Below are 360 nucleotides of genomic sequence, written 5' to 3'. Positions count from 1 at the left end.
CTGTTGGCTTAAAACTATTAAGCTAACGTGAGGTGAATGTCATGTGGAAAGAAAAAGGAAAGAAAATATTAGCATGGATCACACTTGGTATCGTCATTCTATTACAAATAAGTTTTCATATAATAGAATGGTTGTTTCATAAAGTAGTATCCATTCTTACCTTCCTTCCTAGCATGGCACTTGAAATTGCATCTATTGCTTGGTCAATTATTGCCTCCATTGCAATCGTCATTATATGGAGTATCGCCAAGCTATGGAATAAGTTATTTAAAAAGGACAGTACTTCTGAAAAAGAGTAACTGTCCTTTTTTGTATTCATTCAGATTTTCTATAAAAGTTAGATGCAATAAGACAAAGAAG

The 360-nt window shown here is 32.8% G+C and carries 1 protein-coding gene; it reads left to right on the top strand.

Annotation, left to right across the window (positions count from 1 at the left end):
• Window positions 1-41: 41 nt before the first annotated feature.
• Window positions 42-299 (top strand): DUF3975 family protein, encoded by a 258-nt coding sequence (locus tag SB717_RS34205; protein WP_000265371.1) that lies wholly within the window; start codon window positions 42-44, stop codon window positions 297-299.
• Window positions 300-360 lie beyond the last annotated feature (61 nt).

The organism is Priestia sp. SIMBA_032 (genome assembly GCF_046535215.1).
Taxonomy (GTDB): Bacteria; Bacillota; Bacilli; order Bacillales; family Bacillaceae_H; genus Priestia; species Priestia aryabhattai.
Note: the sequence above shows the minus strand (reverse complement) of the source record. Positions and strands in the feature narration are given on the sequence as shown.